Source organism: Ramlibacter sp. PS3R-8, from assembly GCF_037572435.1.
GTDB lineage: Bacteria > Pseudomonadota > Gammaproteobacteria > Burkholderiales > Burkholderiaceae_C > Ramlibacter.
On sequence record NZ_JBBHGT010000006.1, the window covers coordinates 198,188 to 223,399 of the forward strand.

The window sequence follows — 25,212 nt, forward strand, 5'->3', positions numbered from 1 at the left end:
GCCGGGGTCGGCTGCGCCGAACCCGGCCTACGGGTTCACCGCGTCCTGTAGGTCGGGTTGCGCGCGAAGCCGCACCCCGACATGGCCTCAAGCGCGGCGCCGCGCGAAGTCCACGTACCACTCCAGGCAATGCGGGTTGGCCATGGCGTCGCGGTTGACCACCTTCTCCAGCGGCTGGCCGAGCAGCAGTTTCTTGATCGGCAACTCCTGCTTCTTGCCGGACAGCGTACGCGGAATCTCGGCCACCTGCAGGATTTCGTCGGGCACGAAGCGCGGGCTGAGCGCGGTGCGGATGGCGCCGGCCAGCTTCGCCTTCATCGCGTCGTCCAGCGGCACCCCCGGCCGCAGCACCACGAACAAGGGCATGTAGCTTTCGCGGCCCAGGAATTCCAGGTCCACCACCATCGAGTCCAGCACTTCGGGCAGCGCCTCCACCGCGCTGTACAACTCGCTGGTGCCCATGCGCAGGCCGTGGCGGTTGATGGTGGCGTCGCTGCGGCCGTAGATGATGCAGCCGCCTTCCGGCGTGATCTTCAGCCAGTCGCCATGTCGCCAGACACCGGCGTACATGTCGAAGTAGCTGGAGAGATAGCGCTTGTTGCCTTCGTCGTTCCAGAAATGCAGCGGCATGGAGGGGATGGGTCGCGTGCAGACCAGCTCGCCGACTTCCCCGATGACAGGCTGGCCTTGTTCGTTCCAGGCCTCGACGGCGGCACCGAGTTCGCGGCACTGCATCTGCCCCGGCACCTGCGGCAGCTCGCGGTTGCCGCCGATGAACGCGCCGGCAAAATCGGTGCCGCCGGAGATGTTGCACCACCAGATGTCCGGCACGCCCAGCTTCTGGAACTGCCGGGTGCCCCAGCGCTGCGCGTCCTCGGACAGCGGCGACCCCGTCGTGCCGAGCACGCGAATCGTTTTCAGTCCCGGCAGCTTCGACAGATCCACGTCCGCCTTCATGCAGTTGGCGAAGAAGGCCGCGCCCGCGCCGAAGAAGGTGACGCCCAGGTCCGCCGCAAAGCGCCAGAGCACCGTCCAGTCCGGGTTCTCCTTGCTGCCGCCGGGATTGCCGTCGTAGATGCAGCAGGTGGTTCCACTGAGCAGGCCCGCGAGCTGCGCGTTCCACATCACCCAGCCGGTGGAGCTGTACCAGTGGTAGCGCTCGCCCCAGGAGTTGCGGTCGTAGCTGCAGCCGATGTCGTTGTGCAGGCCCCCGGCGGCCAGCATCACCACCACGATGCCGCCGTGGCCGTGCACGATGGGCTTGGGCAGGCCGGTGGTGCCGCTGGAGTAGACGATCCAGAGCGGATGGTCGAAGGGCAGCCACATCGGCTCGAAGGCATCGACCTGCGGGCCGCTGCTCCCGATGGCGTCCAACCAGTCGGTGAAGGCCGGCAGCGGCGCCGTGTCGAGGCCGAGGTCGCGGCGGATCAGCACGTGCCGCACGCTGGGCAGCGCGGCCTTCAGCTCCGCCACCACCTGGGTGCGATCGAAGGCCTTGCCGCCATAGCGCACGCCATCGCAGGCGATCAGCATCTTGGGGTCGATCTGCTTGAAGCGGTCCAGCACCGCGTGGGTCCCCATGTCGGGCGCGCAGATGCTCCACACGGCGCCCAGGCTCGCGACGGCCAGGAACGCGACCATCGCTTCCGGGACGTTGGGCAGGTAGGCCGCGACGCGGTCACCGCGCTCGAGCCCCTGCGCCTGCAAGTGCAAGGCGAGCGACGCGACCTGGCGCCGCAGCTCGGGCCACGACAGCTCGCGCTGTTCGCCGGCCTCGTTGCGGCTGATGATGGCCGGAAAGCCCGCGGCATGCGCGGGCTGGACATGGCGGAACACCTGCCGCGCATAGTTGACCTGCGCGCCCTCGAACCAGCGGGCGCCGGGCATAACCTCCTGCGCCAGCACCTGGCGGTGCGGCGTGGGCGACTGCATCTCGTAGTAGTCCCAGATGCTCTGCCAGAAGGCCTCCAGGTCGCGCACCGACCATTCCCACAGCGACTGGTAGTCGTCGAACGCGAGCCCATGCTTGTCGCGCAGCCAGTGCTGGTATCGGCGAATCTGGGGAACATACGGTGGGGCGCCCATGCGCGGCAGATTAGCATCGGCCCTGGATGTCGCACCACGGAGGTTTTCCCATGCCGCGCAAGTTCGTCGACCTGTCGATCTACCTGGAAAACGACGTCGTCTCCGACCCTCCCGCGTTCGCGCCGAAGATCGAGTACTTCACGCACGAGAACACGGTGGGGCAGATCGAGTCGTTCTTCCCCGGCCTGCGCAAGGGGGACCTGCCGGATGGCGAGGGCTGGGCGGTGGAGAAGGTCACCTTGTCCACGCACAACGGCACCCACCTGGATGCGCCGTACCACTTCCACTCCACCATGAACAGGAAGCTGGGCGGCCAGGAGAGGTCGATCGCGATCGACGAGGTTCCGCTGGAATGGTGCTTCCAGCCCGGCGTGAAGCTGGACTTCCGGCATTTCGATGACGGCTACGTCGTCACCGCGCGGGACGTGCAGGCGGAACTCGAGCGCGTGGACCACCAGCTCGCCCCGCTGGAGATCGTCGTCGTCAACACGCGTGCGGGTTCGCGCTACGGACATCCGGACTTCGTTTCCGCCGGCTGCGGCATGGGCTACGAGGCCACCATGTACTTGCTGGAACGTGGCGTGCGCCTGACCGGCACGGACGCCTGGAGCTGGGACGCGCCTTTCGTGCACACCGCAAAGAAGTATGGTGCGACGCAGGACGCCTCGCTGATCTGGGAAGGCCACAAGGCCGGCCGCGACATCGGCTACTGCCACCTGGAGAAGCTGCACAACCTGGAGACGCTGCCGGCGCACGGCTTCTACATCAGCTGCTTTCCGCACAAGATCCGCGGCGCGTCGGCGGGGTGGACGCGTGCGGTGGCCATCTTCGACGACGCGCTGATGGCCTCGCGCTGAAGCGCAGCCCGCCCGGTGGTCCGGACGGGCCGCCGAAGCTGCTTACTTCGGGGTGCCGCCCTGGCCGCCCATGCCGGCTTGCACGTCGGCCCACGGCACCATGCCTTGCTTGTTGGGCTTCATCGTGCTCCATGTCTTGCCATGGTAAGTGTCCCACTCCTGGCGGGAAATCATGCCGTCACCATTGACGTCCATGGTCATGGTCTGGTTGGCGGTGGTGCCGGCGGAGGCGCTGTTGCCGCCCGTCCTGGCATCGTTCTTGACGGCGGCATTGGCCTGCGCCTTGCCGCCGGACGCGTTCGGGTCCAGCTGGTTGGCAGGACGGGTCGTGCCGGCCGGGGCCTGCGCCAGCACGGCGCCGCAAGCGATCGCTGCGGCGAAGAAGATCGGGAGCTTTTTCATGGTGTCTCTCTATCGGTTATGAGGCGAAGGTGCCTGCAGCCATGGTGATCGCATCGCCGGGCCGCAGCCTAGGTCACCCAAGGCGTCTGTCGTAGGACACATCCTGCGATGACCGGAAAAGGCTCAGCCTTTTGAACTTTCGCACAAGCGTGCTATATTTCGCGCCATGGACGCCAAGACCCAGAAGAGCGAACTCACCCGCGCGGCAATCGTCGGCGCGGGGCTCGACCTGGCCGCGGCCGAGGGCCTCGAGGCGATCACGTTGCAGGCCGTGGCCGACCGCGTCGGCTTGTCCAAGAGCGGCGTCTTCTCCCGGGTCGGCTCGCGCGAGGCGCTGCAGATCGCGGTGATCGAGGAGTTCGGCCGCCGCTTCATCGGCGACGTGTTCGTGCCCTCCATGCAATTGCCCAAGGGCCTGCCGCGTTTGAACGAGATCATGCGGCGCTGGATCGTTCGCACCCGCGACGTCGAGGCCAGGCAAGGATGCATCTTCACGGCCGGCGCGTTCGAACTGGACGACAAGGACGGGCCGCTGCGCGACTTCCTGCTGGGCGAGGTGACGCGCTGGCGCGCCGCCTTGCGCCGCACCGTGCTGCAGGCCATCGAACAGAAGCACCTGCTGCCGGACACGGAGCCGGAGCAACTGGTGGCCGAGATGTACAGCCTGGCCATGGGCCTGCTGCACGACACCCGCTTCCTGCGCGACCCGCGCGCGGCCGAGCGGGCCCAGCTGACCTGGGCCCGGCTGCTGAAGACCTACCTTCGCTGAACGCTTCCGACGGATGCACTCCCGCCTTTCCACTCGCCCATATTTCGCACGATCGTGCGAAGAAAGGAACTCACCATGATCGCCATCCTCTCCCTCGCCGTCCTCTATGGCGGCTGGCGCGTCGCCAGCGCCGCACTGGATGCCGTGCGCCGCCTGCCGCGCAGCAACGACGACCTCGTCTTCTTCTGAAAGGAATGACCATGGCCAACCCTTCCGCCGTGGACGTGACCGCCGGCTATTACCAAGGCAGCGTGGGCTTGCGCCTGTTCCGCCTGGCCCTCGGCGCATCGCAGAGGCTGTGGCCGGCATTGGCCGTGCGCGCCGCCACCCGCCTGTTCGCCACGCCGCTGCCGCCGAAGTGGCTGCACCGGCAAGGCAGCCTGGGCCCGCGGTGGCGCACCGACGCGTGGGCCTTCGAGGACGCCAGCCTGACGGTCTATTCGCAGCCCGCCGCGCCGCACGGACCGGTGGCGCTGCTGGTGCACGGCTGGGGCGGCCACGCGCGCCAGATGCTGCCACTGGCCGAGTCGCTGGCGCAGCAAGGCATGCGGCCGGTGCTGCTGGAGATGCCCGCCCACGGCCTGAGCGCGGGCACCACCAGCAACCTGCCGCAGTTCGCCCGCGCCATCGACTACGCCGTGGGCCGGCTGGGGCAGGAGGGCCACGTGATCGGCGTGCTGGCCGCGCACTCGCTCGGCGCCAACGCCGCCGCCTACGCCGCCAGCCGCGGCCTGGCCGTCGGCAAGCTGGTGCTGCTGGCGCCGCCGGCCTCGCCGCGCAACTACACCCACTATTTCGCGAAGGTGTTCGGCCTGAGCGAGGCCACCCGAAGCGCGATGCAGCGCCGGCTGGAGGAACGCGAGGGCGTGCTGATGCAGCACTTCGAGCCACGCGCGGTGGCGCCGCGGATCCGCGTGCCGACGCTGGTGGTGCATGACCGTGGTGACCGCATCAACGGTTTCGCCGACGGCCAGGCCTTTGCGCATGCGATCCAGGGCGCGCAGCTGCTGGCCACCGAGGGGCTGGGGCATCGGCGCATCCTGAAGGAGGCGGAGGTGATCGGCAAAGTCGCGGTGTTCGTCAGGTAGCCGATACCGTTCCTGGCAGCCCATTGGCGCCCCCCCTCTCAGCCTCTCGGCCACACGCCTTGCGCGGCTCGACCATTGCCCCTAGCATCGCTCACCCCAACGGAGAAGGAGAGCGGAAATGGGCATGTTCGACTGGACGGAGAGACCAGCCTCGGTGCTGCAGCAAGGGGGCGTGATCGCGCCCGATGAACGACTGCCATGGCCGCAGACCGCGCTCATGGGCGTGCAACACGTCATCGCGATGTTCGGGGCCACGGTGTTGGCCCCGATCCTCATGGGATTCGACCCCAACATCGCCATCCTCATGAGCGGCATCGGCACGCTGCTGTTCTTCGTCATCACCGGCGGCAAGGTGCCCAGCTACCTGGGCTCCAGCTTCGCCTTCATCGGCGTGGTGATCGCCGCCACCGAATATGCGGGCAAGGGCCCCAACGCCAACATCGGCGTGGCGCTGGGCGGCATCATCGCCTGCGGCATCGTCTACGCGATCATCGGCGCCATCGTGCACGCGGTGGGCACCGGGTGGATCGAGCGCTTCATGCCGCCGGTGGTGACCGGCGCGGTGGTGGCGGTCATCGGCCTGAACCTCGCGGGCATCCCGATCAAGAACATGGCCGCCAGCAACTTCGACAGCTGGATGCAGGCCGTCACGTTCGTCTGCGTCGGGCTGGTGGCGGTGCTCACGCGCGGCATGGTGCAGCGCCTGCTGATCCTGGTGGGGCTGATCCTCGCCAGCATCCTCTACGCCATCCTCACCAACGGCATGGGCCTGGGCAAGCCGATGGACTTCTCCGGCATCGCCAACGCCGCGTGGGTCGGCGCGCCGGCGTTCGCCACCCCCGTGTTCAGCGGGCCGGCGATGCTGTTGATCGCGCCGGTGGCGATCATCCTGGTGGCCGAGAACCTGGGCCACATCAAGGCCGTGACGGCCATGACCGGCCGCAACCTGGACCAGTACATGGGACGCGCGTTCCTCGGTGACGGCGTCGCCACGGTGGTCAGCGGCATGGGCGGCGGCACCGGCGTGACCACCTATGCCGAGAACATCGGCGTGATGGCGGCCACCAAGATCTATTCGACGGCGATCTTCCTGTTCGCGGCGGCCATCGCGCTGGTGCTCGGCTTCTCGCCCAAGTTCGGCGCGGTCATCCAGGCCATCCCGCTGCCGGTGATGGGCGGGGTCAGCATCGTGGTGTTCGGCCTGATCGCCGTGGCCGGCGCCAAGATCTGGGTCGACAACCGCGTGGACTTCTCCCAGAACAAGAACCTGATCGTCGCCGCCATCACGCTGGTGCTCGGCACCGGCGACTTCACGCTGAAGTTCGGTGCCTTCGCACTCGGTGGCATCGGCACCGCGACCTTCGGCGCGATCATCCTGTACGCGCTGCTGAACCGGGACCAGTCGCGCGGCGTCTCGGTGGCGGACGCGCCCACGGTGGAGACGCGGGCGCGCTAACATTGCGCGCATGGCCATCTGGAAACGCCCCATCTCCATCGAACTGCTCACCGAGCTGCATCGCGGCACGGCGCCGGCGCATCTGGGCATGGAGTTCGTGGAGGTCGGGGACGACTACATCAAGGGCCGCATTCCGGTCGATGAACGCACGCGACAGCCGTACGGCCTGCTGCATGGCGGCGTCAGCGTGGTGCTGGCGGAAACGCTGGGCTCCTGCGGCGCCGTCTATGCCTGCAAGCCGGGCACGCGCTGCGTCGGCCTGGACATCAACGCCAACCACATTCGCGGCGCCATGGCGGGCTGGGTCACGGGCATCACGAAGCCGGTGCACGTGGGGCGCAGCACGCAGGTGTGGGCGATCGAGCTGTTCGACGACGCCGGCCACCTGACTTGCGTGTCGCGGATCACGATGGCGGTATTGAAGGAGTAGGGCCGGTCACTCCCCCGCCTCCGCGGATGACGGCTATTTGCGCTTCATCTTTTCGCTCTTCCAGTACACGTCATCCCCGCCGTTCATGCGGTTGAACACGCGGGCCAGCACGAACATCAGGTCCGACAGCCGATTCAGGTAATGCCGCGGTGCCTCGCGCACCGTGTCCTGCGCGCCCAACGCCACCACCGCGCGCTCGGCACGGCGCGCGACGGTGCGGCAGACGTGGGCCTGCGCCGCCGCGCGGTTGCCGGCCGGCAGGATGAACTCCTCCAGCTTGGGCAGCGTCGCGTTGTGGTGTGCCAGGGCTTCGTCCAGCGCCAGAACCGCTTCGGCCTTCAGCAGTTCGAAGCCCGGAATCGACAGCTCACCGCCGAGGTTGAACAACTGGTGCTGGATCTCGACCAACAACTCGCGGGCGTCCCCCGGCAGTTCTTCGCACAGCAGGACGCCGATGTGGGAGTTCAGCTCGTCGACATCGCCCATCGCCCGCACGCGCAGGTGGTCCTTCGGGACGCGCGTGTTGTCGCCCAGCCCGGTGGTGCCGTCGTCGCCCGTGCGGGTGGCGATCTGGGTCAGCCGCTTGCCCATGCCGTTCTCCTGTTGCCAGCGATTGTGCGCGAAGCGGAGGCCGTTGGTCCTACGTGGATTTCCGTCCCCTCCGCGCGAACGGGGCGCCACGGCCGGCCGACGATGCAATCAAGGCCGATCGCGTCTTCAGCGGTGGCACAACCATTCCAGGAGTCGTCATGCCGAATTTCTCCCGCCTCGCCGTGGCTGCCGCATGCGCCATGGCCTTTGCCTCGGCCGCCTTCGCGCAGAAGGTGCAGTCCGTCCCCGCGCAGGCTGCGCCCAGCGCCGCTGCGCGATCGGCCCAGTCCGCCCCCAACCCGGCCGGCCTGCGCTCCACGTTCCCGGCCGGCGTGACTTCGGGCAGCGGTGGCGCGGTGTCACCGAACCCGATCGCGCAAAGCACCACGGTCATCCCCGCCAACGGCAATCGCGTGAGCGCCGGCCCCGGCCTGGACAATAACCTTCCAGGAAACGTCAACGGCCCGGACACCGGCAACAACACCGCCGTGATGGGCGCCGGCGCCGGCGTGCGCGGCCCGGGCCAGGCGGTGGGCGGCGCGGGCGGCTTCAGCGCCACGGACACGACGCGCTCGTTCTTCATGGCGGACGCCAACAAGGACGGCGAACTGACCCGCGCCGAAGCGGCGCGGCTGAGCATCATGACGATGACGTTCGAGGAGATGGACCGCAACTTCGACGGCGTCATCAGCCGCTTCGAATACGCCGACTCGGTGCGCTGAGGCCGAAGGGCGGCTGGCGGCGGGGGCGACTACACTGGAGGCTCGCCTCCGGAGACACGCATGAACGCCCCCACCGCCCTGTCGCACCTGGTTCCCGATGTCCAGCAGCGCGACGTCCCCGCCGCGTTGATCGACGCCTTGAAGCAGCGCTTCGGCGACCGGTGCTCCACGGCCATGGTGGTGCGCGAGCAGCACGGACGCGACGAGTCTTCGTTCCAGGTGCCGCCGCCGGCGGCCGTCGTCTTTGCCGAGAGCACGCAGGACGTCGCCGATGCGGTCCGGCTCGCCGGCCAGTACGACGCACCGGTCATCCCGTTCGGCGTCGGCTCCTCGCTCGAAGGCCACCTGCTCGCCGTGCAGGGCGGCATCAGCATCGACGTGTCACGCATGAACAAGGTGGTGGCCGTGAACGCCGAGGACCTGACGGTCACCGTGCAGGCGGGCGTCACGCGCAAACAGGTCAACGAGGAGATCCGCAGCACCGGGCTGTTCTTCCCGATCGACCCCGGCGCGGATGCGTCCATCGGCGGCATGAGCGCCACGCGCGCGTCCGGCACCAACGCCGTGCGCTACGGCACCATGCGCGAAAACGTGCTGGCGCTGGAGGTGGTCACGGCCAGCGGCGAAGTGATCCGCACCGGCACCCGCGCCAAGAAATCCTCCGCCGGCTACGACCTGACGCGCCTGTTCGTGGGCAGCGAGGGCACGCTGGGCGTGATCACGGAAATCACCCTGCGCCTGTATCCCATTCCGGAGGCGATCTCCGCCGCCGTCTGCTCCTTCCCGAGCATCGAGGCCGCGGTGCGCACCACCATCCAGCTGATCCAGCTGGGCGTGCCGATCGCGCGCGTGGAACTGATCGACCACAACTCCGTGCGGATGGTCAACGCGCACAGCAAGCTCGCCCTGCGCGAGGAGCCGATGCTGCTGATGGAATTCCACGGCTCGCCGGCCGGCGTGAAGGAGCAGGCCGAGACGGTGCAGGAGATCGCCAGCGAATTCGGCGGCAACGCGTTCGCCTGGGCCGAGACGCCGGAGGAGCGTACGCGACTCTGGACCGCGCGGCACAACGCCTACTTCGCCGCGGTGCAGTCGCGCCCCGGCTGCCGCGTGATTTCCACCGACACGTGCGTGCCGATCTCGCGCCTGGCCGACTGCCTGCTCGACTCGGTGGCGGAAGCCGATGCCAGCGGCATCCCCTACTTCCTTGTCGGCCACGTCGGCGACGGCAACTTCCACTTCGGCTACCTGCTGGACCCGAACGTGCCCGAGGAGCGCGTGACCGCCGAGGACCTGAACCACAAGCTGGTGTCCCGCGCGCTGGCCCTGGGCGGCACCTGCACCGGCGAGCATGGCGTGGGACTGCACAAGATGGGCTTCCTGGTGGACGAGGCAGGCGCCGGAGCGGTGGACATGATGCGGACGATCAAGCGGGCCCTGGATCCCAAGAACATCATGAATCCCGGCAAGATCTTTTCGTTCTAGCCGTCATTCCCGCGCAGGCGGCAACCCAGGGCTCCCTGCATCGAAACCCAGAACATGGCACGCAACACGCAAGTCCCCGCGGATCACAACGCGCCCCCCATCACCCGCATCCTCGCCGAGTACGTCGCCAACCACCCATCGCGCGGATGGAGCGATGCGGTCGACCATGAAGCGCATCGCACCTTCCTCAACTGGCTGGGGTGCGCGGTCGGTGCCGCCAAGCACGAAGCAGCGGAAGCAGCCCTTGCCGCCGTGAACGAGCTGCAGCCGGCGCCGCAAGCGACGGTGGCCGGTCGCAGCGAGCGCGTGGACATGGCGAGTGCGGCGCTGGTGAACGGCATCACGTCGCACACCTTCGACTTCGACGACACGCACCTCAAGACCATCATCCATCCCGCCGGTCCTGTCGCATCCGCCCTGCTCGCGCTCGCCGAGCACAAGGGCATGGGCGGGCGCGAGGTGGTGGACGCACTGGTGCTGGGGATCGACGTCGCCTGCCGCCTGGGCAACCTGGTGTACCCCGAGCATTACGACCGTGGCTGGCACATCACCGGAACCACGGGCATGCTGGGCGCCGCCGCCGGCTGCGCGCGGCTGCTGAAGCTGGATGCCGACCGGACGCAGATGGCGCTGGGCATTGCCGCGTCGCAGCCGGTGGGCTTGCGCGAACAGTTCGGCACCATGACCAAGCCGTTCCATCCGGGCGGCGCCGCGCGCGCGGGCCTGATGTCGGCGCTGCTCGCGGCCAAGGGCTTCACCGCCAGCCCGCGCGCCCTGGAGGCGCCGCGCGGCTGGGCGCAAGTGGTCTCCACCAAGACCGCGTGGAACGAAGCGACCGACGAACTGGGCAAGCGCTTCGAGATTTCGTTCAACAGCTACAAGCCTTTCGCTTGCGGCATCGTGATCCATCCGAGCATCGATGCGGCCTCGCAGTTGCGCGCGCAAGGCGTGAGGCCCGAGCAGGTCGAGCGCATCGAGTTGCGGGTGCACTCGCTGGTGCTGGAGCTCACCGGCAAGAAGGAGCCCGCCGACGGCCTGCAGGGCAAGTTCAGCGTGTACCACGGCGTCGCGGCGGGCCTGATGTTCGGGCGTGCGGGTGAGGACGAGTACCACGATGAGATCGTGACGCGTGCCGACATGGTGGCCCTGCGCCGCAAGGTGGTGGCGACTGTGGACGACAGCATCGACGAGGCGAGCGCCGACGTCACCGCGGTGCTCACCGATGGGCGCAAGGTGCATGTGTTCGTGGAACACGCCATCGGTTCGCTGCAGAACCCGATGACGGATGCGATGCTGGAAGGCAAGTTCACGCAGTTGTCCGAGCCGGTGCTGGGAAGCGCGAAGACCAAGCAGCTGATCGCGGCTTGCTGGGGGCTGGGGAAGGCGAAGGACCTGCGCGCGCTAACGGCTTTGGCGCGCCCTTGAGAAGGTGGCGGGGTCGCTGTCGCGAACCCGCCCTACGGACCGCGGCCGTCGTCTGAACGGCGGCGTCCACGCCGACCCCGTAGGTCGGGTTGGCGAAGCGACCCCGACACTCCCCCGTCGACTAACCCCGCAACCGCTCGATCAACCCGTTCAATTCGTCGAGCGAGCCGAACGAAATCGACACCTCGCCGAGCTCCTCCACGCGGCCGTGCCGCTTCACGCGCTTCTTCACGCGCACTTCCACTTCGGCGGTCAGCAGGTCGGAGAGTTCTTCCTCGATGCGGCGCAGGTCGCGTGACTTCTCCTTCTTCGGCTTCGGCGAAGTCAGGTTGAATTCCGCGCTGATCTTCTTGACCAGGCTCTCGGCCTCGCGCACCGACAATTTCTTCTGGGCGATCTGGTTCGCGGCGGTGATCTGCGTCGCGCGATCGAGCGGCAGCAAGGCGCGCGCATGGCCCATGTCGATGTCACCCGCCATCAGCATGGTCTGCACGGGTTCGGCCAGGTTCAACAGGCGCAGCAGGTTGGACGCCGCGCTGCGCGAGCGCCCCACGGCCTGCGCCGCCTGTTCGTGCGTCAGCCCGAAGTCCTTGATCAGGCGCTGCATGCCCTGCGCCTCCTCCAGCGGATTGAGGTCTTCGCGCTGGATGTTCTCGATCAGCGCCATCGCCGCCGCGGCTTCGTTCGGCACGTCGCGCACCAGCACCGGCACGCTGTCCAGCCCGGCCAGCTTGGCCGCGCGGAAGCGGCGCTCGCCCGCGATGATCTCGAACTTGCCGGTGTTGTCGCCGTCGTGCAGCTTGCGCACCAGGATCGGCTGCATGATGCCCTGCGCCTTGATCGACTCGGCCAGCTCGTACAGCGCGCCCTCGTCCATGCGCGTGCGCGGCTGGTACATGCCGGGCACCATGTCCGCGAGCATCAGCGACATCGGCTGGCCCGCATCCGCGGTCGGCTTCTCGCCGGGGCCCTCGCCGTGCTCCGCGACCTTGGGTCCCAGCAGCGCTTCGAGGCCGCGTCCCAGGCCCTTCGGTTTCTTCGTCACCATCTCGTCAATCTTTCATGAGGTCCTGCAGGAGGACGTGGCCTTCGGGCCAGCTTGCCAGCGCAGAGTCGGCGTTGATGTGGCCGCAGTCGCCGTAGTCCATGAACTGCGCGTTCCACGCATATCCGAACAGGCGCGCGCGCTCGAATTCGCAATAGGGGTCGGTGCGGCTCGCGACCAGCACCGCCGGAAAAGGCAGCGCCTGCAATTCGATCGGCGACCACGACGGAATCTGTTCGCGTATTTCCGGCCGCTCGACGTCGCCCGGGGCGACCAGCAGCGCGGCTTTCACGCGCTGCGTGTTCTGGGACTTCGCCGCCCACGCGGCGGTGAGGATGCAACCCAGGCTGTGCGCCACCAGCACCGCGGGCTCGTCGCAGGTGAGGACCACGTCCTCCAGCCGCGCCACCCAGTCACCGCGCAGCGGCTTGAGCCAATCGTGCTGCTCCACGCGCCGGTAGCCATGGCGCTGCTCCCACAGCGACTGCCAGTGCTTGGGCCCGCTGCTCTCCCAGCCGGGCAGGATCAGGACGTTGCGCGGTTTCATGGCAGCGCGCAGCTCATTTCATGGTCTCGATGCGGTCCACCATTTCCCTGGCGAACTCGACGAAGGCCTGGCTGCCGCGCGCCGCGGGATCGAACGCCACGCCGGGCAGCCCGTAGCTCGGTGCTTCGGCCAGGCGCACGTTGCGCGGGATCACGGTGTTGAACACCTTGTCGCCGAAGTGCGCCTTGAGCTGGTCGCTCACGTTCTGCTGCAGCGTGATGCGCGGGTCGAACATGACACGCAGCAGGCCGATGATCTCCAGGTCCTTGTTCAAATTGGCGTGCACCTGCTTGATGGTGTTCACCAGGTCCGACAGCCCCTCGAGCGCGAAGTACTCGCACTGCATCGGCACGATCACGCCGTGCGCGGCGCACAGGCCGTTGAGGGTGAGGAGCGACAGCGCAGGCGGACAGTCGATCAGGATGAAGTCGTATTCGCCCGAGACTTCCGCCAGGGCCTGCTTCAGGCGCTTCTCACGACGCTCCACCTCCACCAGTTCCACTTCGGCGCCGGCCAGGTCCCGGTTCGAGCCCAGGATGTCGTAGCTGCAATCGGCTTCCTGTAAGCGCTCACTCTTCACGCGGGCCTCGACCACGCTCACAGACTCCAGCAGCACGTCGTACACGGTGTACTGCAGCTTGCGCTTGTCGACGCCAGAGCCCATGGTGGCATTGCCCTGCGGATCGAGGTCGACCATCAGCACGCGCTGGCCGACTTTGGCCAGGCCGGCCGCCAGGTTCACCGTCGTCGTCGTCTTGCCAACCCCACCCTTCTGGTTGGCGACGCAAAAAATCTTGGCCATTCTTCTCGTCGTTCCTTACTTGGAGACGGCCAGCTTCACGCCGAAGCCGATGAGGAAGAGGCCCGCCGCCTTTTCCAGGATCCGGCCGATGCGTGGGTTGGCGCGCATGCGCTCGGCGAGGAAGTGCGTGAGCAGCACCGCGCCCAGGCCGTACAGGAAAGTGAGGACGGCGACCGTTGCAGCCATCACGCCGAAGGTCACCATGCCGCGGTGCTGGGCGGGATCGACGAACAGCGGGAAGAACGCCATGTAGAAAACGATCGCCTTGGGATTGAGCAGCGTGATGAAGAAGGCCTGCTTGAAGTAGTGGCGCGGCTCGATGTGCAGCACCGGGGCGTCGCCCGGCTTGGCGATCAACATCCGGAATCCGAGCCAGGCCAGGTACGCCGCGCCCACCCACTGCACCGCGTGGAATGCGGCCGGATAAGCGACCAGCAAGGTTGCGACGCCTGCCACCGCGGCCCACATCAGCACCTGGTCGCCGGCGATCACGCCGAAGGTGGCGCCCATTCCGCCGGGGATGCCGCCCTTGCTGGTGGAGGTGATCAGGGCCAGGTTGCCGGGACCGGGGATGGCGAGAAAAATCAGGATCGCGGCGACGAATGCGCCGTAGTCTGCAACGCCAAGCATGGGGGAAAGCCTCCGGGTGAAGGCTGAGTTTAACTTCCGGTGCCCGGCAGACCTGTGGCGCTTTGCGCACGCGGGCCCTTGCGCATCCAGACGAGGCAGCGTTCAGCGTCCAGTTCGGGCACGTTCAACTGTTCCACGTGAAACACTCGAGCTTCGGGGGGCAGCGCCGACACCTCTTCGGCTGGCGATTTGCCCTTCATCGCCATCCAGACGCCCTGCTCGGCCAGCGCGACGGCGGACCACTTCACGAAATCGGGAAGGGATGCGAATGCCCGGGAGCCGATGACGTCATAAGGACCGGCCAGGTTTTCCACCCGGTCGTGCAACCCGCGCAGGTTGGGCAGCTTCAGCTGGGCGGCCGCTTGCTGGATGAAGGCGGCCTTCTTGCCGACCGTGTCCACGCAATCGACCTGCATCTCCGGGCAGCAAATCGCGACGACCACGCCCGGCAGCCCTGCCCCGGAGCCGACGTCCAGGAAGCGGATGGGACGGCCGGCGGCTTGGCGCCGCAGCGGCTGGATGACCGCGAGGCTGTCGAACAGGTGCTGCACGAGCATGTCCTGTGGAGGGACGGCGGTCAGGTTGTAGACCTTGTTCCACTTGGCGATCAGCTCGACGTAGGACAGGAGCTGACGTTGCTGGTTGTCGCTGAGCTCCAGGCCGAGCTGTCGGGCGGCTTCGGCCAGCCGTGTCTCCGATGTCATGGATTCATTCCCTCCCTCTCTGGGGGAGGGAGTGAAACCGTCGGGGTGAGGGCCGGGGGAGCGGCACGCGACTGCCCTCACCCCTGCCCTCTCCCGCCAGCGGGAGAGGGAGCCTGTCTTCATGCTGCCGCCTGCCCCGCCTGGTTGGCAGCTTCCGTGAAGCCCTTGAACTTGTTCTTCTTCAAATGCACGAGCAGAAGCGAAATGGCCGCCGGGGTCACGCCCGAGATCCGGGAAGCCAAGCCCAGCGTTTCGGGGCGGTGCTTGTTCAGCTTCTGCCGGACTTCGATGCTCAGAGCCGGCACCTGCAGGTAGTCCAGCTCGGCTGGGAGCTTCAGGTTTTCGTAGTACGAGGCGCGTTCCACCTCGTCCTTTTGCCGCTCGATGTAGCCGGAATACTTGGCGGCAATCTCGATCTGCTCCACCACGGGCTCGTACAGCGCGCCGAGTGTTTCACGTGAAACATCGCCGGACTGCCAGCGTCCACCTTCCAGGCTCACCAGCGTCTCATACGAAATGTCCGGCCGGCGCAGCAAGTCGCCCAAGTTGTACTCGTGCTCGATGCTCGTCCCCAAGACCCGCTGCGCCTCTTCCGCCGAGACGATGCGCGGATTCACCCAAGTCGCCCTCAGCCGTTCTGTTTCACGTGAAACAGCGTCGCGCTTGCGGCAGAACGCGTCCCACCGGGCGTCGTCCACCAAGCCCAGGCGCCGCCCATCCTCCGTCAGCCGGAGGTCGGCGTTGTCTTCGCGCAGTTGCAGCCGGTATTCGGCGCGGCTGGTGAACATGCGATACGGCTCGGTCACACCCTTGCTGATCAGGTCATCCACAAGGACGCCCAAGTAAGCCTGGTCACGCGTGGGCAGCCAAGCAGACTCGCCTTTCACCTGCAGCGCGGCGTTGATTCCGGCGAACAGGCCCTGGGCCGCGGCCTCCTCGTAGCCGGTCGTTCCATTGATCTGGCCAGCAAAGAACAGGCCGCCGATGGCACGGGTTTCAAAGCTGCTCTTCAATCCCCGCGGGTCGAAGTAGTCGTATTCGATGGCGTAGCCGGGCCGCAGGATGTGGGCGTTCTCCAGTCCTGGCAAGGTCCGCACCAGGCCGAGCTGGATGTCGAACGGCAGGCTGGTGGAAATCCCGTTGGGATAGAACTCGTTGGTGGTCAGACCTTCCGGCTCCAGGAACACCTGGTGGCTGGACTTGTCCGCGAACCGGTTGATCTTGTCTTCCACGCTCGGGCAGTAACGCGGGCCGACGCCTTCGATCTTTCCCGTGAACATCGGGCTGCGATCGAACCCGGACCGGATGATGTCGTGGGTGCGCTCGTTCGTATGCGTGATCCAGCACGGCACCTGGCGCGGATGCATCCCAGTCGTGCCCATGAAGCTGAACACCGGCACCGGGTCCAGGTCGCCGGGCTGCTCCTCGCATCGGGAGAAGTCGATGGTGCGGCCGTCGATGCGCGGCGGCGTGCCCGTCTTCAACCGGCCTTGCGGCAGTTTCAGCTCCTTCAGCCGAGCCGACAGCGACACCGAAGGCGGGTCCCCTGCCCGCCCGGCGGGATAGTTGTTCATGCCGACGTGGATCTTGCCGTCCAGGAAAGTGCCGGCGGTCAGCACCACCGCCCGGCCCCGGAACCGGATGCCGACCTGCGTCACGGCGCCGACCACGCGGTCGCCTTCGACCATCAGGTCGTCCACGGCTTGCTGGAACAAGGTCAGGTTGGGCTGGTTCTCCAGCCGCCGCCGGATGGCCGCCTTGTAGAGGATCCGGTCGGCCTGGGCGCGGGTGGCGCGCACGGCCGGCCCCTTGCTGGAGTTCAGGATGCGGAACTGGATTCCCGCTTCGTCGGTCGCGATCGCCATGGCGCCGCCCAACGCGTCCACTTCCTTGACCAGGTGGCCCTTGCCGATCCCGCCGATCGAGGGGTTGCAGGACATCTGGCCCAGGGTCTCGATGTTGTGGGTGAGCAGCAGCGTGCGGCAACCCATGCGCGCTGCGGCGAGGGCTGCTTCGGTGCCGGCGTGACCGCCGCCAACGACGATGACGTCGAATTCTTCTGGGTAAAGCATCGGGAGGGCGCCGGTCCGGGCGCTGGGGGCCACAAGGGCCGATCAAGGGAAGGGGCGATTTTACGGGTGCACCGAAGATCGTGCGTCGCCGTGTTGCAATGCGCCCATGAAAGTCCTCGTCTTCGCCGGCAGCACGCGCATCGCCTCGCACAACCGCAAGCTCGCGAAGGAAGTCGCCGGCATGGCCCGCCTCCAGGGGGCCGAGGTCACGCACCTCGAACTCGGTGACTACGACGTGCCCATGTACAACGCCGACCTCGAGGCCAAGGGCACGCCCGCCGATGTGATGAAGCTCAAGCAGATGTTCTACGAGCACCCGGCGTGGATCATCTGCACCCCGGAGTACAACGCCAGCTACCCTGCCCTGGTGAAGAACACGCTGGACTGGTTGTCGAGTCCGGTGAAGGGCGACCCCGTGTGGAGCGACGACTTCCGCTTCAGCCGCGGCAAGGTGGTGGGCGTGCTCAGCGCCTCACCCGGCGCGCTCGGCGGCCTGCGCTCGCAGAGCCACCTGATCCCCCTGCTCCTGAACCTGCATTGCTGGGTGGCGCCGCAGACCTATGCGCTCGGTCGCGCGGCCAGTGCGTTCGACGAACAGGGCCACCTGCTGGAAGAAGCGGCGAAGCAGCGCGCGCAGTCCGTCGTCGATCAAGTCCTCTGGGCTGCAGAGCGCTTGCAGCCTCGTTGAATAGCTACAAAAAGATGAGCGGCATGGAGTGTCGGCCCGGTTGTGGCGCATGTTGCATCGCGCCCTCGATCACTTCCCCGATTCCGGGCATGCCGCACGGCAAGCCGGCGGGTGTGCGCTGCGTGCAGCTCGATCCGGCGAACCGGTGCCGCATCTTCGGCAGGCCGGAGCGTCCTGCCTTCTGCGCCGGACTGCGGCCCGCGCCTGACATGTGCGGCGACTCCGCGCCCCACGCGCTGTCCTGGCTGCGCCGGCTGGAGGACGCTACGGCGCCCGGTTGAACATGCGCGCGAACAAGGGCCGCAGCAACGCGGCGCCGCGTTCGTTCAGGTGATCGTCGTCGTAGTAGACCGGCATGCCGTCGCGATCGCCCCAGCACCGGCCTTCGCTGCACAGGTAAGGCAGCGGGTCCAGGATCTGCACCCCGCATTGGTCGCGTGCCGCGTCCTGGGCCTCCCACACCGCGCGATGCCGCGCGTGGTACTCCGCCAGGCTGATGGACACGCGCCGCTGCTGTCCTAGCAGCACGGCCCGCGCCATCGTGCGCGGCACGTCCGCCCCGAGCTCGGGAATCGGACGCAGCAGCCAGGTGGGCCGCTGCTTCGCCAGGCTGCAGGCGGTTTCCACCAGCCGCCTGCGGAAGGCCTGCTCCGGGCCGGCGCCGTTGTCTTCCGGTCCGAAGGCGATCTGTGCTTCTCCCGGTTCGCCGTCGACCCCTCGTTCCATCGGGCCGTGCAAGTAGTACGACCAGCGATTGATCACCAAAATTGGCGCAGCGGGGAGCGTTGCCGACTGCGCCATCACGTGCCGCACGAAGCGCGCGCAAGGCTCCGCGTACACGGGATGCGTGCGGCGCACGCCGGCCAGCGTCGGGCAACTCGCATAGGTCCAGTCCAGCACGTGCCGCGCGGGATCGCCCAGCGCCTGCTCCACCGACCGCACGAAGCTGGCTGCATGGCTGTCCCCGACGACGATCGCCCCGAGGGTCGGACCGCCATACGTGCAACCAGGCACGGGGGCAGGCGGCGTCGCATGGCATTCATTCCTGCGGGGGTTCTGGTCGTGCTCCGCCGCATACACCCGCTCGGCCTGCGCAGGCAGGCGACCCGGCAGGCCCTTGCCGGCATTGACCACGACACCGGCCACGAGCACGACGCCCGCTGAACCGGCCAGCCAGCGGACAGCGCGTTGGCGCGACAACCCGGACAATGCGCGGCGGGTCGGCCGCTCGACCCATTGCCACGACAGGTGGCCGAGCACCAGCGCCACGCCGACTCCAGCGGCCAACGCCATCGGGTCGCGCTGGCGACCCAGGTACACCAGCGCGACGACCGCCGGCCAGTGCCACAGGTACAGCGAATACGAGGCATTGCCCGCCCATTGAGGCAGCCGCGAGCCGGTCCACAGCGAAGCCGGGCGTGCGGCCAGCAGCACCAGCACCGTGCCCAGCACCGGCAGCGTCGCCAGCCACCCCGGCCACGCCGCCGTCGCCGGCACCAACACGACGGTGCCCACGATCAGCGCCAGTCCCGCGAACTCCAGCGCGCGCGCGAGCGCAGGCCGGATGCGGGGGCGCTCCGCCAGCAAGTACACCAGGCCCCCGGCCAGCAGCTCCCAGGCGCGCTGCTGCAGCAGGAAGAAGGATGCGGTCGGCATGCGCGGCGTGAGCAGCACCGACGCGAGCAGCGACACCACCAGCGCTCCACCGATCCACCACGTCACGGTGCGCACGTCGGGCAAGCGGCGCCACAACAGTTTTACCAGCACCGGATACAGCAGGTAGAACTGCCACTCCACCGACAGCGACCAGGTGTGCAGCAGCCACTTCTCGTGCGACGCCGCGTCGAAGTAACCGGCCTCGCTCCAGAACTTGATGTTCGACACGAAGGTCAGCGCCGCCAGCGCGTGCTGCCCGAGCCGGCGGAAGTCCAGCGGCGCGAGGAACACCGCGCCCAGCACCAGCAGCACCGCGCACAGCACCGCCAGCGCGGGCACGATGCGACGCGCACGCGCCAGGTAGAAGGCGGAAATCGAGAACGCGTCTCCCTGCGCCTGCAAGCCGCCCACCACCAGCCGCGTCATCAGGAAGCCGGAGAGAACGAAGAACACATCGACGCCGGCAAAGCCACCCTGGAAGCCGGGCACGCCGAAGTGATACAGCACGACGGCCGCGACGGCCCACGCCCGCAGCCCGTTGATGTCCGGCCGGAAGTCCCGCTCGGTCGGCATGGCTGGGGTCATGCCCCGAGTGTAGAGGGCTAACGCGTCATGGCCGCGTAGGCCGGCGGTGAGCGGTAGGCCGGCGGTGAGCGGTAGGCCGGCGGTGAGCGGTAGGCCGGTGGTGAGCGGTAGGCCGGTGGTGAGCGCGAAGCCGAACCCCGGTGATCCCGCCCGCAATCCCGCCCGCAATCCCGCCCGTCATCCCGTCCGCGATCAGAACGGATAGTGCCGCGGCGTCGTCTGGATCGTGATCCAGCGCAGCTCCGTGAACTCCGCGATGCCGGCGCGGCCGCCGAAGCGGCCCATGCCGCTGCCCTTGACGCCGCCGAAGGGCATCTGCGCCTCGTCGTGCACCGTCGGGGCGTTGACGTGGCAGATGCCCGAGTCGATCTTGCGCGCCACGTTGAAGGCCCGCGCGATGTCGCGGCCGAACACCGCCGCCGACAGGCCGTACTCGTTGTCGTTGGCGCAGGCGATCGCCTCTTCGACGCCGCGCACGCGCACGATCGCCTTCACCGGGCCGAACGTCTCTTCGTGGTAGATGCGCATGGCGGGCGTGACGTGATCGAGCAGCGTCGCCGGCATCAGCGTGCTGTCCGCCTTGCCACCGCACGCCAGCTTGGCGCCCTTGGCCAGCGCGTCGTCGATCAGCGCATTGCAATGCTCCACGGTGCTCATGCCGATCACGCTGCCCAGCACCACCGGCTCCGGCTTGCGCGGGTCGCCGACCGGCAACGACTTGGCCTTGGTGGCGAACTTGCGCACGAACTCGTCGGCGATCTTCTCGTCCACGATGATGCGTTCCGTGCTCATGCAGATCTGGCCGCTGTTGGCGAAGCAGCCGAAGGCCGCCGCGTTCACCGCATCGTCGATTTCGGCATCGTCCAGGATCACCAGCGGCGCCTTGCCACCAAGCTCCAGCACCGCCGGCTTCAGGTACTTGGCGCAAGTCTGCGCGATCAGCCGGCCCACGCGCGTGGAACCGGTGAAGTTGACGCGGCGCACCGCCGGGTGCGACACCATCGCCTCGACCACGGCTCCGGCATCGGCCGGCGCATTGGTCACGTAGTTCACCACGCCGGCCGGAAAGCCCGCTTCGGCAAACGCTTCGATGATCAGCTGGTGGGTGCGCGGGCAATTCTCGCTGCCCTTGAGGATGACGGTGTTGCCGCAGGCCAGCGGCGTCGCGATCGCGCGCACGCCCAGGATGATCGGAGCGTTCCACGGCGCGATGCCCAGCACCACGCCGGCCGGTTGCCGGATGCCCATCGACAGCGAGCCCGGCACGTCGGACGGGATCACCTCGCCGGACACCTGCGTGGTCAGCGATGCGGCTTCACGGATCATGCCGGCGGCCAGCATCACGTTGAAGCCGGCCCACATGCCGGTGGCGCCGGTTTCGGCGGCCACGGCTTCGACGAACTGCGGCAGCTTCGCCTCCAGCTTCTCGGCCGCCTTCAGCAGCAGGTTGCGGCGCTCGCCGGGCCCGGTCTCGCTCCAGGTGCGGAAGGCTTCGGCAGCAGCCTCGGCCGCCATCAGCGCATCGGCGGGCGATGCGGCGGGCGCGCGCGTGGCCACGGTGCCATCCAGCGGGTTGCGGCGCTCGAAGAAGGCGCCCTTCTCCGCGGTGACCTTCAGGCCGTTGATCAACATGGACAGGTCGGACATGGGGTACTCCTTGGGGACATCAAACGGATCGCTGCACGGCGCGCGCAGCGGTGGTGGTGTCGCTGGCCTGCGCACCGAGGTAGGCTTCGCGCACGATGGTGGACCGCGCGAGCAGCTTCGCAGGGCCGCTGGCCACCAGCATGCCGCGCTCCATCACGTAGCCGCGGTCGGACACGGCCAGGGCCTTCTTGACGTTCTGCTCCACCATCAACACGGTGGTGCCGGCGTCGGCGATGCGCCGCGCGATGGCGAGCAGCTCGTCGACCATCCGCGGCGCCAGGCCGAGCGAAGGCTCGTCCAGCATCAGCAGGCGCGGTGCGCTCATCATCGCGCGCGCCACCGCCACCATCTGCTGCTCGCCGCCGCTCATGGTGCCCGCGAGCTGCGAGCCGCGCTCGCGCAGTTTCGGAAAGTCCTGCAGCACCTGCTCGACGCGCTGCTGGCGCTGCGCCTTGGGCGCCAGCCAGGCGCCGAGCTCCAGGTTCTCCAGCACCGTCATCTGCGGAAACAGCTGCCGGCCCTCGGCCACCAGGGCGATGCCGTCGCGCACCACTTCGTGCGTCTTCTCGGCCAGCTCCTCGCCATCCAGCAGCACTTCGCCGCCGCGCGGGATCAGTCCCACCAGCGCGCGCAGCAGCGTGGTCTTGCCGGCGCCGTTGGGACCGAGGATGACGGTGAGGCCCGGCTTGACCTCGAAGCTCACGTCACGCAGGACCAGGAAGGCGCCGTAGCCGGCACTCAGTCCGCGCACCTTCAGGTGGGCGCGCCGCGTGGCGCCGGCGATCTCGAAAGGTTGGTCGCGGTGCCACATCACGCAGCCTCCGCTTCCACCATCTCGTCGCCCAGGTACGCCTCGATCACTTCCGGATTCGCCGTCACCTCGCGCGGCGTGCCGTCGGCGATCTTGCGGCCCTGGTGCAGCACGATCACCCGCTCCACGTGCCGCAGCAGCGTGGTGACGGCGTGCTCGATCCACACCACCGTCAGGTCCAGCTCGTCGCGCAGGCGGCGAATCAGGCGCGCCATCTCCTCGATCTCGGATTCTGTGAGGCCTGCCGCCGGCTCGTCCAGCAGCAGCATGCGCGGCCGCGTCGCCAGGGCCATGCCGATCTCCAGCAGCCGCTGTTGCGACGGGGTGATCGCACCGGCCGGCAACGCCGCCTGCTGCGACAGGCCGATCAGTTGCAGGATGCGCCCGGCATCGCGCAGCGTCCACGGCACGCTTGCCTCGTCGCCCCAGAGCCAGTACTTGCGTGGCCGGCGTCCGGCGAACTTCAAGCCGAACTCCACGTTCTGCAGCACCGGCAGGTCGGCAAAGACGCGCGGCGTCTGGAACGTGCGCGCCAGCCCGTGCGCGGCGAAGCGGTGCGGCGCCTTGCCCGTCAGGTCTTGCCCCGCCACCAGCAGCTGGCCCGAGGTCGGCGCCTGCACGCCCGAGATGGCGTTGAAGAAGGTGGTCTTGCCGGCGCCGTTGGGGCCGATGATGCCGACCAGTTCGGCACGCTGCAGCACGACGCTGACGTTGTCGACGGCCACCAGGCCGCCGAATCGCACGGTGATGTCGCGCGCCTGGAGCAACGGGCTAGAAGACATGGCGTTGCCTCCGGGCCCGCGCCTTGTCGCGCGCCTTGTCACCGCTCCATTCGTAGCGGCGCTCCTTCCCCCAGCCGCGGGTCGCGTCCCACCAGGCGCGGAAGGTGTCCCAGCGCAGCGAGGCCAGTCCGCCCGGCAGGTACAGCACGCACAGGATCAGCACCAGGCCCAGCGTCATCATGTACACCTGCGGCGCCTGCAGCCGCAGCGTCTCGGCCAGCAGGCTGAACACGATGGCGGCGAGCAGCGGTCCCCACAGCGTGAGCGCACCGCCGATCAGCGCGATCAGCACGGTCTGGAAGCCGATGAAGGGGTTGAAGACCGTGTGCGGGTCGATGTACGTCCAGCGCACCGACATCGCCGCGCCGATCGCGCCGGCGAAGGCGGCGGTCATCGCGAAGCCGGCCAGCTTGACGAGTTTCGTGTTCACGCCCAGCGTCTGCGCCCGCTGTTCGTCCGCGCCGATGCCCGCCAGCGCCAGCCCAAAGCGGGTGCGCCGCACGACGATGGAAACGGCGACCGACAGCAATGCCAGGGCCAGGACGGTGAGGTAGATCGTGTCGCGGTCCGGCACCACGGTGAGCACGCGGCCGACCGTGCCGGTCACCGATTTCTCGAAGTAGGTGACGGCATGCCGGATCAACTCGGTCATGCCGAAGGTCAGCACCGCGAAGTAGGTGCCGCGCAGGTGCAGCACGGCGGCGCCCATCACCAGCGCCACCGCCGCGGCGATGCCGGCGCCCAGCAGGATGGCCTGGATCCAGGGCAGCTTGTCCAGCGAGAGGGCGCAGGCATAGGCGCCGATCCCGAAGAACGCGGAGGTCGCCAGCGAGAGGTAGCGCGTGAAGCCGCAGAACAGCGACCAGCTGGACGACAGCGCCACGTACATCAGGCAGGTGAGCGCCAGCGACACGATGAATTCGCTGCCCCAGTAAGGCAGGGCGAGCGCCCAGCCGGCAAAGGCGATCAGCACGAGCACGTCGCGCACCAGGAGTTGCTTGGAGTTCATGCCTTGCGCGACCTGCGCGTGAACAGGCCTTCGGGCCGCAGCAGCAGCACGGCGATGAACACGCCGTACGACATCAGCGCCTTGAGCGAGGGGTTGGTGTAGTGCATGCCGATCGCTTCCACCACGCCGAGCAGCAGGCCACCGGCGAGCGCGCCGCCCATGCTGCCGAAGCCGCCGAGCGTGATGACGATCAGCGCCGTCACCGTGTAGGGCTCGCCCATCGAGGGCGAGATCGTGTAGGCCATGGAGAGCAGCGCGCCCGCCACGCCCGACAGGCCCAGGCCGATGCCGAACATCAGCGGGTGCAGCACGCGGGTGTTGATGCCGACCAATTGCGCGCCGACGGGTGACTGCATCAGCGCCCGCACGCCCTTGCCGAGCAAGGTGGCGCGCAGCAGGACGATCATGGCGGCGGCAAAGGCCAGCGCCAGCGCGAACACCAGCAGCTTGTTGCCGGCGAACTGGGCGCCGCCGAATTTCACCGGCTCGGTGAAGTAGTCGTAGCCGCGCAGGTCGCCGCCCCACAGCCAGGACGCCAGGTTCTGCACCAGGAACATCAGGCCGAAGGCGACCATCAGGCCGCGCGCCTCGAAGATGTCGAGGTTGGGAGACGTGGCGGTGAGGCGGCGGAAACAGAGCCAGTGGATGGCCAGGCCCGCGGCCATCAGCACCGCGAACGAGACCGGGACCATCAGAAGCGGCGAGACGCCCAGCGAGGTCTGCGCCATCCAGGTCAGGTACGCCCCCACCATCAGGAACTCGCCATGCGCGATGTTCAGGATGCGCATCAACCCGTACTGCAGGTTCAGCCCGAGCGCCACGAGCGCGTAGATGCCCCCGGTGATGAGACCGGAGGTGAGGAGTTCGAGCCAGGCGCCGAGGGACATGGTTTGATTCGTAGGCCGGGTTCGGCAACGCCGACCC

At 68.1% G+C, this 25,212-nt stretch carries 25 protein-coding genes; 10 read left to right on the top strand and 15 right to left on the bottom strand.

Annotation, left to right across the window (positions count from 1 at the left end; all coding sequences use genetic code 11):
* Positions 1 to 87: 87 nt before the first annotated feature.
* Positions 88 to 2,085: an acetoacetate--CoA ligase gene (locus tag WG902_RS19315; RefSeq protein ID WP_340061830.1), complete on the bottom strand. Its 1,998-nt coding sequence runs from the start codon at positions 2,083 to 2,085 to the stop codon at positions 88 to 90.
* Between the two features lie 50 nt (positions 2,086 to 2,135).
* Between WG902_RS19315 and WG902_RS19320 the strand changes: the two genes are divergently transcribed.
* On the top strand, positions 2,136 to 2,942 hold the full coding sequence (locus WG902_RS19320; protein ID WP_340061831.1) for a cyclase family protein: 807 nt from the start codon (positions 2,136 to 2,138) through the stop codon (positions 2,940 to 2,942).
* Between the two features lie 42 nt (positions 2,943 to 2,984).
* Here WG902_RS19320 and WG902_RS19325 read toward each other — a convergent pair whose 3' ends face one another.
* Positions 2,985 to 3,344, bottom strand: coding sequence for a hypothetical protein (locus tag WG902_RS19325; RefSeq protein ID WP_340061832.1), 360 nt, complete (start codon positions 3,342 to 3,344; stop codon positions 2,985 to 2,987).
* A gap of 166 nt (positions 3,345 to 3,510) precedes the next feature.
* On the opposite strand from WG902_RS19325, the gene WG902_RS19330 reads away from it, so the two are divergent.
* From WG902_RS19330 to WG902_RS19345, 4 genes are all read left to right on the top strand, one after another.
* Positions 3,511 to 4,113: a TetR/AcrR family transcriptional regulator gene (locus tag WG902_RS19330; RefSeq protein ID WP_340061833.1), complete on the top strand. Its 603-nt coding sequence runs from the start codon at positions 3,511 to 3,513 to the stop codon at positions 4,111 to 4,113.
* Positions 4,114 to 4,307: 194 nt separating this feature from the next.
* Positions 4,308 to 5,201 carry an alpha/beta hydrolase gene (locus tag WG902_RS19335; RefSeq protein WP_445263710.1) on the top strand — a complete coding sequence of 298 codons (894 nt, stop codon included), beginning with the start codon at positions 4,308 to 4,310 and terminating at the stop codon, positions 5,199 to 5,201.
* Between the two features lie 118 nt (positions 5,202 to 5,319).
* Positions 5,320 to 6,657 carry a solute carrier family 23 protein gene (locus WG902_RS19340; RefSeq protein WP_340061835.1) on the top strand — a complete coding sequence of 446 codons (1,338 nt, stop codon included), beginning with the start codon at positions 5,320 to 5,322 and terminating at the stop codon, positions 6,655 to 6,657.
* Positions 6,658 to 6,667: 10 nt separating this feature from the next.
* Positions 6,668 to 7,087, top strand: coding sequence for a hotdog fold thioesterase (locus WG902_RS19345; RefSeq protein WP_340061836.1), 420 nt, complete (start codon positions 6,668 to 6,670; stop codon positions 7,085 to 7,087).
* Positions 7,088 to 7,120: 33 nt separating this feature from the next.
* On the opposite strand, the gene WG902_RS19350 is transcribed toward WG902_RS19345, so the two are convergent.
* Positions 7,121 to 7,678, bottom strand: coding sequence for a cob(I)yrinic acid a,c-diamide adenosyltransferase (locus WG902_RS19350; protein WP_340061837.1), 558 nt, complete (start codon positions 7,676 to 7,678; stop codon positions 7,121 to 7,123).
* Positions 7,679 to 7,836: 158 nt separating this feature from the next.
* Between WG902_RS19350 and WG902_RS19355 the strand changes: the two genes are divergently transcribed.
* From WG902_RS19355 to WG902_RS19365, 3 genes are read left to right on the top strand one after another with little or no spacing between them, the layout of a single operon-like run.
* The gene (locus tag WG902_RS19355) at positions 7,837 to 8,400 is read left to right on the top strand and encodes an EF-hand domain-containing protein (protein ID WP_340061838.1); all 564 of its coding nucleotides are present in this window, start codon (positions 7,837 to 7,839) and stop codon (positions 8,398 to 8,400) included.
* Positions 8,401 to 8,460: 60 nt separating this feature from the next.
* Complete coding sequence (locus WG902_RS19360; protein WP_340061839.1) at positions 8,461 to 9,885, top strand: FAD-binding oxidoreductase; 1,425 nt, start codon at positions 8,461 to 8,463, stop codon at positions 9,883 to 9,885.
* A gap of 54 nt (positions 9,886 to 9,939) precedes the next feature.
* The gene (locus WG902_RS19365; RefSeq protein WP_340061840.1) at positions 9,940 to 11,310 is read left to right on the top strand and encodes an MmgE/PrpD family protein; all 1,371 of its coding nucleotides are present in this window, start codon (positions 9,940 to 9,942) and stop codon (positions 11,308 to 11,310) included.
* A gap of 121 nt (positions 11,311 to 11,431) precedes the next feature.
* Here the strand turns inward: WG902_RS19365 and WG902_RS19370 are convergent, their stop codons facing one another.
* From WG902_RS19370 to mnmG, 6 genes are all read right to left on the bottom strand, one after another.
* Positions 11,432 to 12,358: a ParB/RepB/Spo0J family partition protein gene (locus WG902_RS19370; protein WP_340061841.1), complete on the bottom strand. Its 927-nt coding sequence runs from the start codon at positions 12,356 to 12,358 to the stop codon at positions 11,432 to 11,434.
* Between the two features lie 4 nt (positions 12,359 to 12,362).
* Positions 12,363 to 12,902, bottom strand: coding sequence for an RBBP9/YdeN family alpha/beta hydrolase (locus WG902_RS19375; RefSeq protein WP_340061842.1), 540 nt, complete (start codon positions 12,900 to 12,902; stop codon positions 12,363 to 12,365).
* 13 nt (positions 12,903 to 12,915) lie between these two features.
* On the bottom strand, positions 12,916 to 13,704 hold the full coding sequence (locus WG902_RS19380; protein ID WP_340061843.1) for a ParA family protein: 789 nt from the start codon (positions 13,702 to 13,704) through the stop codon (positions 12,916 to 12,918).
* A gap of 15 nt (positions 13,705 to 13,719) precedes the next feature.
* Positions 13,720 to 14,334, bottom strand: a complete 615-nt coding sequence (locus tag WG902_RS19385) for a LysE family transporter (RefSeq protein WP_340061844.1) — start codon at positions 14,332 to 14,334, stop codon at positions 13,720 to 13,722.
* 29 nt (positions 14,335 to 14,363) lie between these two features.
* Positions 14,364 to 15,038 (bottom strand): 16S rRNA (guanine(527)-N(7))-methyltransferase RsmG, encoded by a 675-nt coding sequence (gene rsmG, locus WG902_RS19390; protein WP_340061845.1) that lies wholly within the window; start codon positions 15,036 to 15,038, stop codon positions 14,364 to 14,366.
* Positions 15,039 to 15,157: 119 nt separating this feature from the next.
* Positions 15,158 to 17,110: a tRNA uridine-5-carboxymethylaminomethyl(34) synthesis enzyme MnmG gene (gene mnmG / locus WG902_RS19395; RefSeq protein ID WP_340061846.1), complete on the bottom strand. Its 1,953-nt coding sequence runs from the start codon at positions 17,108 to 17,110 to the stop codon at positions 15,158 to 15,160.
* Positions 17,111 to 17,216: 106 nt separating this feature from the next.
* Between mnmG and WG902_RS19400 the strand changes: the two genes are divergently transcribed.
* Entirely contained in the window at positions 17,217 to 17,798 is a 582-nt protein-coding gene (locus tag WG902_RS19400) for an NADPH-dependent FMN reductase (protein WP_340061847.1), read from the top strand.
* A 23-nt stretch (positions 17,799 to 17,821) separates the two neighbouring features.
* Complete coding sequence (locus WG902_RS19405) at positions 17,822 to 18,079, top strand: YkgJ family cysteine cluster protein (RefSeq protein WP_340061936.1); 258 nt, start codon at positions 17,822 to 17,824, stop codon at positions 18,077 to 18,079.
* Here the strand turns inward: WG902_RS19405 and WG902_RS19410 are convergent.
* The 6 genes from WG902_RS19410 to WG902_RS19435 all read right to left on the bottom strand — a co-directional run bounded on the left by WG902_RS19410 (position 18,063) and on the right by WG902_RS19435 (position 25,175).
* On the bottom strand, positions 18,063 to 20,039 hold the full coding sequence (locus WG902_RS19410) for an acyltransferase family protein (RefSeq protein ID WP_340061848.1): 1,977 nt from the start codon (positions 20,037 to 20,039) through the stop codon (positions 18,063 to 18,065). The genes WG902_RS19405 and WG902_RS19410 overlap by 17 nt on opposite strands.
* Positions 20,040 to 20,231: 192 nt before the next feature.
* Positions 20,232 to 21,686 carry an aldehyde dehydrogenase gene (locus WG902_RS19415; RefSeq protein WP_340061849.1) on the bottom strand — a complete coding sequence of 485 codons (1,455 nt, stop codon included), beginning with the start codon at positions 21,684 to 21,686 and terminating at the stop codon, positions 20,232 to 20,234.
* 19 nt (positions 21,687 to 21,705) lie between these two features.
* On the bottom strand, positions 21,706 to 22,497 hold the full coding sequence (locus WG902_RS19420; protein ID WP_340061850.1) for an ABC transporter ATP-binding protein: 792 nt from the start codon (positions 22,495 to 22,497) through the stop codon (positions 21,706 to 21,708).
* On the bottom strand, positions 22,497 to 23,279 hold the full coding sequence (locus WG902_RS19425; RefSeq protein WP_340061851.1) for an ABC transporter ATP-binding protein: 783 nt from the start codon (positions 23,277 to 23,279) through the stop codon (positions 22,497 to 22,499). The genes WG902_RS19420 and WG902_RS19425 overlap by 1 nt, the downstream gene beginning before the upstream one ends.
* Entirely contained in the window at positions 23,269 to 24,288 is a 1,020-nt protein-coding gene (locus tag WG902_RS19430; protein WP_340061852.1) for a branched-chain amino acid ABC transporter permease, read from the bottom strand. Before WG902_RS19430 ends, WG902_RS19425 begins: the two co-directional genes overlap by 11 nt.
* Positions 24,285 to 25,175: a branched-chain amino acid ABC transporter permease gene (locus WG902_RS19435; RefSeq protein ID WP_340061853.1), complete on the bottom strand. Its 891-nt coding sequence runs from the start codon at positions 25,173 to 25,175 to the stop codon at positions 24,285 to 24,287. The genes WG902_RS19430 and WG902_RS19435 overlap by 4 nt, the downstream gene beginning before the upstream one ends.
* Positions 25,176 to 25,212 lie beyond the last annotated feature (37 nt).